At 67.8% G+C, this 9,594-nt stretch carries 7 protein-coding genes and 4 pseudogenes; 3 read left to right on the top strand and 8 right to left on the bottom strand.

The window, feature by feature from the left end; translation table 11 throughout:
• Positions 1–543 precede the first annotated feature (543 nt).
• A complete protein-coding gene (locus AB0M20_RS13115; protein WP_364297614.1) occupies positions 544–1,929 on the top strand; it encodes a hypothetical protein in 1,386 nt (461 codons plus the stop codon).
• Positions 1,930–1,954: 25 nt separating this feature from the next.
• Positions 1,955–2,136, top strand: a pseudogene (locus tag AB0M20_RS13110) (sporulation protein); the annotation flags it as partial.
• 314 nt (positions 2,137–2,450) lie between these two features.
• Here the strand turns inward: AB0M20_RS13110 and AB0M20_RS13105 are convergent.
• The 8 genes and pseudogenes from AB0M20_RS13105 to AB0M20_RS13070 form a co-directional block, all read right to left on the bottom strand.
• Positions 2,451–2,855 (bottom strand): annotated as a pseudogene (locus AB0M20_RS13105) (ATP-binding protein); the annotation flags it as partial.
• Positions 2,856–2,867: 12 nt separating this feature from the next.
• Positions 2,868–3,806: pseudogene (gene istA / locus AB0M20_RS13100) on the bottom strand (IS21 family transposase); the annotation flags it as partial.
• Between the two features lie 406 nt (positions 3,807–4,212).
• Positions 4,213–5,046, bottom strand: a complete 834-nt coding sequence (locus AB0M20_RS13095) for an alpha/beta hydrolase (protein ID WP_132104294.1) — start codon at positions 5,044–5,046, stop codon at positions 4,213–4,215.
• A gap of 27 nt (positions 5,047–5,073) precedes the next feature.
• Positions 5,074–5,580, bottom strand: a complete 507-nt coding sequence (locus AB0M20_RS13090; protein WP_364297611.1) for a DoxX family protein — start codon at positions 5,578–5,580, stop codon at positions 5,074–5,076.
• 19 nt (positions 5,581–5,599) lie between these two features.
• Positions 5,600–6,445: an ABC transporter permease gene (locus AB0M20_RS13085; RefSeq protein WP_364297609.1), complete on the bottom strand. Its 846-nt coding sequence runs from the start codon at positions 6,443–6,445 to the stop codon at positions 5,600–5,602.
• Positions 6,442–7,407, bottom strand: coding sequence for an ATP-binding cassette domain-containing protein (locus AB0M20_RS13080; RefSeq protein ID WP_364297607.1), 966 nt, complete (start codon positions 7,405–7,407; stop codon positions 6,442–6,444). The genes AB0M20_RS13085 and AB0M20_RS13080 overlap by 4 nt, the downstream gene beginning before the upstream one ends.
• Before the next feature lie 103 nt (positions 7,408–7,510).
• The gene (locus tag AB0M20_RS13075) at positions 7,511–8,104 is read right to left on the bottom strand and encodes a PadR family transcriptional regulator (RefSeq protein ID WP_364297605.1); all 594 of its coding nucleotides are present in this window, start codon (positions 8,102–8,104) and stop codon (positions 7,511–7,513) included.
• Positions 8,105–8,256: 152 nt separating this feature from the next.
• Positions 8,257–8,765 (bottom strand): annotated as a pseudogene (locus AB0M20_RS13070) (IS6 family transposase); the annotation flags it as partial.
• A gap of 202 nt (positions 8,766–8,967) precedes the next feature.
• Here AB0M20_RS13070 and AB0M20_RS13065 point away from each other — a divergent pair.
• Positions 8,968–9,594, top strand: a 627-nt coding sequence (locus tag AB0M20_RS13065) for an IS6 family transposase (protein ID WP_364297603.1), incomplete at its 3' end; no start/stop codon positions are given.

Genomic DNA, 9,594 nt, shown 5'->3' with positions numbered 1-9,594 from the left:
GGAGCAGATTGAGAGCAGCTGGAGACCTCTTCTGTGTTTCGGAACGGTCTCTCGCCATCTCACCAAGTGGACTGCCTGCTGGCTCGGTGGCTGGGCTTGGGGGACCTCTGCGGTGACGGCCCGGCCGCGACGGCGCCCTGCGCAACCAGCGCGGCTAGATCGGTGACGGTTAGGTGGCAGTGCACGGTCTTGATCCGGGCGCCCGCGATCAGGACGTGGAGCGGGTCGCAGTCGGCCCAGATTTGAGCGACCATCCCGGCCCGGGCGGTGCCCATTGAGCCTGGTCAACCTGCGAGCGTCGCAAAGTCGGCATGCCCGCGTCCCAAGCGTTCGGGCCGAGCCGACGGGAGGGGGTAACCGTCGTTCGACAAAATATTGATAGTCGTCAGGATTTCGTCTAACGTCGCCTCGTAGCCGCAGGGGCGCGGCCGGGTGCGGAAGACGCGGTTTCGGCATCGCCCGCGAGGACGACCTCGGGAGGGCTGAATGCGACGCGTGGCGGGAAGCCGGCCCCGGGGCGGGAAGCTAATCCGGGCAACGTTATTGATCTTCGCCGCGGCGGTGGCCGTCTTCGGCGCGTCGCCGCGGGCCTCCGCGGAGGCGGCTGCCGTCACCTCGTACTCCGGGTCCCTGCCGAATGGCACCACCTGGACGGCCGAGATCCCCGCCGACTGGAACGGCACCCTGCTGCTGTACAGCCACGGTTACCTGCCCACCTTCGCCGGCGTTCCTAACCTGCCGGCGACCGCGCCCGACCCACGAACAGGCGCCGCGCTCCTGGCGGCGGGATACGGGCTGACCGGATCGTCGTATGCGGCGGCCGGCTGGGCGCTGAACACCGCCCCCCGCGACCAGCTCGACACGCTGGCAGCGACGATCACGGCCATCGGCCGCCAGCCACACCGGGTCCTCGCAGTCGGCACGTCCATGGGCGGTTTGGTCACCGCGAAACTGGCCGAAACGTCCCGCGGCAGGATCCAGGGTGCCCTGGCGACCTGCGGCATCGTGGCGGGCGGAACTGCGCTCGGCAATTACCAGCTCGACGCCGAGTTCGCCATCGCCCGGCTGCTGGCCCCTGGGCAGAGCATCAAGCTGGCCGGGTACCGAACCGTCGACGAGGCCTTCGCCACCACCTCCGCGCTGGTCACCGCCGTCACCCAAGGGCAGACCTCCCCGGCTGGACGGGCCCGGGTGGCGCTGGCGGCGGCACTCCACCACGCCCCGGCCTGGCGGCCGGGCCAGGCGCCACCGGCACGCGGCGACCACGACGCCATCCAGGCCGGCCAGTACGAGTGGCTGCGGGAGAGCCTGCAGTTCACCACCCCGGCACGCTTCGACATCGAGACCGCCGTGGGTGGCCAACCGTCCTGGAACAAGGGTGTCGACTATCGGCGGCTGCTGGCCCGGTCCGCCGACCGGGAGACGGTACGCGCGTTGTACCGCAAGGCCGGTCTCGACCTGAACGCCGACCTGGATCATCTGAGCCGCCGCGCGGCTGTCACCGCCGACCCCGCCGCAGTGGGCCGCCTGTTCGCCACCTCCGTGCCCTTCGGCCGCCTCCAGATGCCGGTACTCACTGTCCACACCACGGCCGACCAACTCGTGCCGGTGCAGCAGGAGAACGCGTACCGCAACGCCGTGCGCCGCAGCGGCCGCTCCACGCTGCTACGGCAGGCCTACGTCGCCCGGCAGGGGCACTGCTCGTTTACACCGGCCGAGCTCGTGGCCGCGGTGCAGGCTCTGGAACACCGGGTCAGCACGGGCCGGTGGGACGACGTGGCCTCCGCCGAAGCCTTGCAACGGGCTGCGCTGCGGCTGAACCTCGGTGACGCCGCGTACCGCCACTTCCGGCCCGGCACCCTGCTGCGCGAATCGTTCAGCGCTAACAACGGCGTCCCGTTCGGCAGGCCTTGGCACCGGGCGTCCTGACCCGCCCGGCGGTCCGCCTGCGGGTCAGAGCGTGGTGAGCGGTCCGACTCGCGTGGCGGCCGGCCGGCACGTCGCCCCGCCGCTCCAGCTGGTCCTGCCGTGGGAGACGCCGATCACGGCGGTCCGCGGTCAGCCCCTGCGCGGCATGGTCATGGGCGTACGGACCGGGTCGCCATCGCCCGCGCGGTCGACAAGGGCGACCTCGACCCGTGCAGGTGGGCATTGTTGCGTTGTGAGATCAGTGGAGGCGCTGAACCTCCGACGGGGCAGGCGTCAGATCGCCTGAGCGAATTCGGTGAACGCCGCAGCGATCCGTAAGTGCGGGACCGGAATCGGTTCTGAGTTCGTAGTGGCCGCGTCGCAGATTCTGCAGGAAGGCGTGCCCGGCGATCACCACTTGGGCTGTCTGGCTGCGGAGGTTTCGTCCGACACCGCTTGTTGGCGAGTTCTGACACCGCCGGGCACGTGTCGGTGCCGCGGATGTTGGTTTGCGTCGACACCGCTTCCGCGCCCGACGGGTGTCAGGTTGTCCGCTGCTTTGTGGCTTGGGCCAGACGGTAGGAGTCGGTGCCAGTCTCGAGGATGGTGCCGCCGAAGGTGAGTCGGTCGACGATGGCTGCGCATAGCCGGGGGTCGGTGAAGGTCTTGGTCCAGCCGCCGAAGGACTCATTGGACGCGATCGCGACCGAGGCCTTCTCCTCACGCTCGGCGAGGACCTGGAAGAGGAGTTCCGCGCCGCGGCGGTCGAGTTGCATGTAGCCGAGTTCGTCGATGCACAGCAGGTCGACGCGGCCGTAGCGGGCGATGGTCTTCGCCAGCGTCATCTCGTCGGCGGCCTCGACGAGCTCGTTGGCAAGCTGGGTCGCCAGGGTGTACTTGACCCGGTAGCCGGCCATGGCGGCCTCGGTGCCGAGTGCGATCAGCAGAAGGGGCGCGAGGAGTGGCTGCTCGGTGGCGAAGTGTTCCCCGACCGTGCGGGCGCGGGACCCGATCCGCCGGGCATCGTCGGCTTCGTCCCAGGCGTCGACCATAGCGTTGAGCTCGGCGAGGGAGTCGACCTCGGGGATGGGGACGAGGTGGTTGCGTCGGAACCAGCCGATCTGCCCCTCGACGCCGCCCTTCTCGTGCGCACCTTGGATTCCGGGCTGGCAATAGAAGGCTTCGATGCCGTAGTGGGAACGGACGGCGGTCCACCTGTCGGCCTCGACCCGCTGGCGGGAGAACCCGATCACGCTCGCGACGGCGGCCTTGAGGTTGTCGTAGCGGATCTTCCCGGTCGGCACCCCGCCGAGCACGTTGAAGGCGTGGACGTGACCCTCGAAGAAGGCTTCCTGCCCAGCCGAGGCACTGACCCTGTGCACGGCCTTGCCCGAGTAGGAGAGCCGAAGGCTGAACAGCGCGCAGGTTACGAGCTCGCCGCGCAGGCGGATGGCGACGTCGCCGAAGTCAACCTCGGCCTCGCGGCCCGGGAGGTGCTCTTGCGGGATGAACGCGTTGGCAGGTTCCCGTCCGACCTCGACGCGAATCTCACGGCGTCGGGTGGCGACGTACTCGCGGACCATCCAGTACGACACCACCCCGGCCCCGTCATGTTCGTCAAGCAGTCGATCGAAGATCCGCTTCGCCGTGTGTCGCTGCTTCCGCGGCGCGTCGAGGTCCGAGCGCAGCCAGTCGTCGATCACCACTCGGTACGCGTCAAGTCGTGAGTCGCGTTTGGGCGGTTGCTTTCTCTCCTTCGGCCATGCAGATTCCAGCGCCGCTGTCACGGTTCGGAAGCCGACGCCGTGCTTGCGCTGCAGCGCGCGGTTGGACATCCCAGATCGGGCATCCCGTCGGATCGCCGCGTACAGGTCGACCCGGGAACGCGGCTGCGTCATCGGTGGCACTTCTGACGTGAGCACGCCGTGGGCACGACTTTCGGCACCGGGCCACCGCCCGGGAACGGTGACCGCATGCGACCACAGCCCGGAATCACTGGCCCTACCGAGGTGCCTGGTCATGTGCTGCGCAGGGCTTCGGTGGGCGGTACTGAGTCGGCCCGGAGTGCGGGGTACGACCGACGACGAAGCCGATGAGCAGCGAGTAGGCCAGGTCGAGTCCCACTGAGGCCCAGGTCAGTACGACGGCCCAGCCTTGCGTGGTGACGAGCACGCCCAGGATCAGGCCTGTGATGCCGCCGACGACATCAACCTCGACACTACCTGTCCGCCCCGTGTCCCTGGCGCGACGAAGATCTGCTTGCGCGGTGCCTAATCGGTCTTCCCGCAGCACCTCGCGGGCCCCTCAGCGTTCGCTGCTGAAGAACCGTAGCAACAGCGGGCCGACGGTCTGTGGGTCGACGACGTGATCCGGCCCCTCGAGGGTCTCCCGTTGAGCGTGGGGTAGTAGGTCTGCGAGCTCGTCGGCCGCGCGGTCGAAGAAGTCCGAGGGCAGGCCTGCCATGTAGGGGACCGTGATCGGTCCTCCGGTGGTGACCAGGACCGGTTGGGTGACCGTTGCCAGTCGATCGGCCGGCAATTGGTAGCGGTTGAGGAAGACGCTGTCGTGGACCAGCGTGGGCGCGAGGGCGACCGAATCCGCCCAATGCGCCGTCTGCTTGCCTGCCGCTTTCCTGGCCGCGATGTTGTCGTCGGAGGCGCCGGTCACGCGCATGAACAGTTCGAGAACCTCCTCGTCTCGCCCGGCGTCGAAGGCGCGTCGGGTGTCCGCGATGTACTCCTCGAATCGCGGGCGTATGTCGTCCCCGACCACATAGGGCACCTCCCACACGGCGATCGTGTCGATGGCTGACCCGGCCGCGGCGGCTTCCAGCGCCAGCGCGCCACCAGAGGACGCCCCGAACAGGTGTGCCGAGCCGCCCGCCTCCGCGATCAACGCATCCAGGTCCTCGATCTCCCTTTCCACGGCGTAGGGCTCGGTGAAGCCGCTCGCGCCGCGTCCCCGACGGGCATAGTTGTAAACCGTGAAGTGCTCGGCGAGAGCAGGTACCAAGGGAGCGTTCTCGGCTCCGTCGTCCAGTCCGCCGCCTACCAGGACGACAGCCGGGCCGCTTCCCTTCCGGTCGTAGGCGATGGCGGTGCCATCGTTTGATGTCACGCGAAAGGCCATCTCGTTCATCTCACATCTCCGTTCGAGAGGTTTGTCTCAGCGCCTGAGCAGCGTGCCGACGACGGCCTCGGTGCGCGACCACCGCGCCCTTGCGATCACGGCCGCCACGACGAGAAAGGCGAGCGGCAGCCAAGGGCTCTGCTCGAGCACGAACTGATCGGTGATGACAGCACCGGTCAGCAATGCCGCCAACCCGAGACTGGCCAGGCCCGCCAGAGCCGGGATCAGAAGTCCAACCCCTCCCGCGACCTCCAGCGCTCCGACCAGGTACCGGAGCCACTGGCCAGCCCCGATGTCGGCGAACATGTCCACCATGACCGGGTCGCCGGCGAGCTTCGAGATTCCGCCGCCGGCGATTATCGCCGCCAGCACGACTTGCAGAATCCAGACCCCGATGCTGCTCGCCCGCCCGGGCGTGTGCGCAACGGTTTCCGAGTTGTTCTTGGGGATGGTGCTCATTCGGCTCTCCTTGTCGTGTCCGGGCCTGGTACCGGTGATGGCGTTGGCCGAGTAGGCCGGGTTGTCGGAGTTGATGTCGACCAAGTGCTCGCGGTAGCGGCATCTACTTCTTGTTGCGGTAGAGGACCATGGTGATGGGACCGAAGACCGCGACGAGAAGTACGGACGAGACGAGCACCCAGCCGATTTCCCCGGCGGGCACCGAGCCGTGCATCAGGCCGCGTACCACGGTCGCCAGGTGGGTGATCGGGTTGACCTCGATGACCGCCTGCATCCACCCGGGCATCGTCTTCGGGTCCACGAAGATGTTGCTCACGAACGTCAGCGGGAACATCACCATCATGCTGACCCCCGCCACCGAGTTCGGCGTGCGCAGGATCAGGCTGAGCATCGTCCACAGCCACGACAGGCAGAACGAGAACACCAGCAGCAGCACCACCGAGAGCACCACGCCGACGGCGCCACCCTCCGGCCGGAACCCTAGGACCAGTCCGAGCGTGATCACGATCGCCGACCCGATCGAGTAGCGCATCACATCGCCGAGCAGGGCGCCGACCAGCGGCGACGGTCGCCACACCGGAAGTGACCTGAACCTGTCGAACACCCCCTTCTGGATGTCGGTGTTCAGCGTTATGCCGGTGTTCATGGTGATCATGACGTTCGCCTGCACCAGGATGCCGGGCAGCAGGAACTGCAGGTATTCCTGCGTCGACCCGGCGAGCGCGCCGCCGAACAGGTAGGTGAACATCAGCGTGAACATGATCGGGAACATGGTCACGTCGACGAGCTGCTCGGGCACGTGTTTGATCTTCAGCAGCGCCCGCCAGCCGAATGTCAACGAGGTGAGCACCGGACCGGGGCGAGACGGCCGCTCACCGACCAACAGCACACTGCGCAGCGCGTCCTCGGCGACCGGCGCCGACGCCTGCTCCGCGGACATGGCATTCATGCGGCATCCTCCTCGGGTGTCTCCTCGGCGGCGTGTCCGGTCAGGGCGAGGAACACCTCGTCCAGGCTCGGCTGACCGAGCGCGAACTCGGTGACGTCGATGCCGCTGCGGGACAGCTCGGCGAGGGAACGGGCGACCCGCTCGGGGTCGGAGATCCGCGCGGACAGCGCGGCCGGGTCGGCGGACGGCTCGACCGGCACCTCGAGGACGCCGGCGAGGACCCGCTCTGCCTCGGCCCGCTGCTCGGGCGCACGTAGCCGTACGTGCAGCGAGCCGGCGCCGACCGATGCCTTGAGCTGACCGCTCGAGCCCTCGGCGACCACCTTCCCGTGGTCGATCACCGCTATCCGGTCGGCCAGCTGGTCGGCCTCGTCGAGGTACTGCGTGGTCAGCAACACGGTGGCGCCCTCGGCGACCATGCCCCTGACGATCTCCCACACCTGGTTCCTGCTGCGCGGGTCGAGCCCGGTCGTGGGCTCGTCGAGGAAGATCAGTTCGGGGGTGACGACCAGGCTCGCCGCGATGTCGATGCGCCGGCGCATCCCGCCGGAGTACTTCTTCACCTGCCGGTCGGCCGCCTCGGCAAGACCGAACGCGTCGAGCAGGTCGGCCGCCCGCTCCCTGCCTCGGCGGCGTGAGTAGCCGAGCAGCCTGGCGAGCAGCAACAGGTTCTCCACCCCGGTGAGGTCCTCGTCGACCGACGCGAACTGCCCGGTGAGGCCCACCCTGCTCCGCACCGCCCGGGCGTCACGCACGACGTCGTAGCCGAGCACTTGCGCCTCTCCGGCGTCGGGGCGCAGGAGCGTGGCCAGCATGCGGATCGCGGTGGTCTTGCCCGCCCCGTTCGGACCGAGCACGCCGTACACGCCCCCGGCGCTCACCGCCAGGTCGACACCGGCGACCGCGTGGGTCTTGCCGAAGCTCTTCTTCAACCCTCTCGTCTCGATCGCGAGCTTTCCCATGGGCTCGATTCCTTCTCTCGGTGTTGCGAACGGATTGGTTGAGCTAGTCAAGCTTGACTACTTGGCCAGAGTACGCGAGGAGGAAACGTCTAGTCAAGGTTGATTAGAAGCGCATCTTGAGGGGATCGGGGACCGTTCGCCACGAACCCGGATCATCGGCCATGGTGTAGGCGCCCTCAGACAGTCGTTTGCTCAGGTTCTTCGCCCACTCCAGTTCGGTGCGTGCGTGTCCCGCCCACAGTTCGGCCTGATCGCGGACGTGTTCGGGAATGTCGGGGTTCGGGTTCTCCCACCCCTTGGCCTGCTCTACGAGCTCCGCTTCCAGGCGCGCGACCCGCTCGTTAACGTGCGCGATGGCATCTGTCCTGGTCAGCATGGGCAACATGGCGATGGCCGCGTCGAGCATGGTGGGGTCGTGGGTGCGCCGCAGACCGTCGCGGACCAGTTCGACTATCTCGTCACGTCCCCGAGCTGTCGCGCGGTACAGAACGCGCTCCGGCCCGGAGTTGCCCGGCTCGGCGTGTTCGGTGAGGAGGCCATCAGCCGCCGCCTTTTTCAGCGCGTGATAAATCGAGCCGGGCTTGATCTTGGCCCAAATCTCCGCACCCCAGCTCTGCAGTTCGGACCGCACCTGGTAGCCATGCGCGCCGCCGGAGAGGTGCACGATACCGAGTACCAGGAGCTTCGTCGCCGACATGCGCCCACCTCCGCTCAATCTGCTCGGACTCGCTCCGCTTGCGCGCCCGCCAGGGTGGTGTCAACTCCCACCAACACTAGGGTGCTCTCCTGGTCCGGGTGGTGTCAGCACTGACCTACAAACGGTGCTGGTGGAGACCTCTAAAGCCAGGCTGTCCGATCGGCTCGCGGTCCGCGCATGGGTCTGAGGCGGCGTTTGAGTTGACCGTGATCGGCTTCTATCGGGTTGTTCGCGTACCGCTCGACATGGTGCCACGCCGCCGGCACCAGTTCGTCGAGCACGCCCGGGTAGACCGGTGCGGCGTCGGTGACCACCTCTCGCGGGCTCACCTTCAGCATCCGTAGCGCGCGGGTGAAGAACCGACGGGCAGCCGCGGCGTCCCGGCGGGCCGAGAGCAGCACGTCTATGACCTGCCGTGTTGGTCGATCGCCCGGTGAACATAGCGCCACACGCCGTTGACCTTGACGTAGGTCTCGTCGACGAACCAGCGGTCACCTGGTGCATGGCGGGCGAACCGGGCGGCGTCGGCCAACAGCGGCGTGAACCGCTGCACCCACCGATAGATCGTGACGTGGTCGACCTCGATGCCGCGTTCGGCGAGCAGTTCTTCGACGTCGCGGTAGGACATGCCGTAGCGCAGGTACCAGCGCACCGCGACCATGACCACCTCTGCCCGGAACCGGAAGCCGGCGAACGCCGAGCGGGGAGGAGACCGGGGACGAGAGCGTGCCACCGACTTCACCAATCAACCCTGCCTGATAGCCCGATCAACCGACGCAACGGAGCCGTCGCTTCTCTCATCGGCATTGCTGAGGCGGGCTCTGTTGCATTGGCTGATCGGAAGATCGAGGCACGCTTGAGCGGTGAGGCATGCAGCGCGATCTCGGGTCTGGTCACCTCCGCGGTCGGCGTTTGCCGGCTTTCGGTTCCCCGCCGACGTGATCATGGTCGCGGTCCGCTGGTACCTGCGCTATGGCCTCTCCTACCGCGACGTCGAGGAACTACTTGCCGAACGCGGCGTCGACGTTGACCACGTCACCGTCTACCGGTGGGTGCAGCGCTTCACACCGCTGCTCGCCGACGCCGCCCGCTTCGCCCGCCACTCGCCAGGCGATCGATGGTTCGTGGACGAGACCTACGTCAAGGTCAGTGGACGCTGGCGCTATGTCTACCGGGCAATCGACCAGCACGGCCAGGTCATCGACGTGCTGCTCACCGCCCGCCGCGACGCCACTGCCGCCCGCCGATTTTTCACCCGGGCGTTGCGCGCCCTCACGGTGATCCCGACCGAGGTGGTCACCGACGCTGCACCGGTCTACCGGGCCGTGATCGACGACCTGCTGCCGGCCGCATGGCATCACGTCGAGCAGTACGCCAACAACCCGATCGAGGCCGATCACGGTCAGCTCAAGCGGCGGCTTAGACCGATGCGCGGACTACAGACCGATGAAGCAGCCCAAGTGGTGATTGCTGGCCACGCCTTCGTCCAG

The organism is Actinoplanes sp. NPDC051633, assembly GCF_040681735.1.
Lineage (GTDB): Bacteria > Actinomycetota > Actinomycetes > Mycobacteriales > Micromonosporaceae > Actinoplanes.
Note: the sequence above shows the minus strand (reverse complement) of the source record. Positions and strands in the feature narration are given on the sequence as shown.

Bases quoted from the DNA above. Each gene is read 5' to 3' on its own strand.
- AB0M20_RS13095 (WP_132104294.1), bottom strand. From the start codon at position 5,046: ATGAACGAGATGGCCTTTCGCGTGACATCAAACGATGGCACCGCCATC.
- AB0M20_RS13085 (WP_364297609.1), bottom strand. From the start codon at position 6,445: ATGAATGCCATGTCCGCGGAGCAGGCGTCGGCGCCGGTCGCCGAGGAC.
- AB0M20_RS13080 (WP_364297607.1), bottom strand. From the start codon at position 7,407: ATGGGAAAGCTCGCGATCGAGACGAGAGGGTTGAAGAAGAGCTTCGGC.
- AB0M20_RS13075 (WP_364297605.1), bottom strand. From the start codon at position 8,104: ATGTCGGCGACGAAGCTCCTGGTACTCGGTATCGTGCACCTCTCCGGC.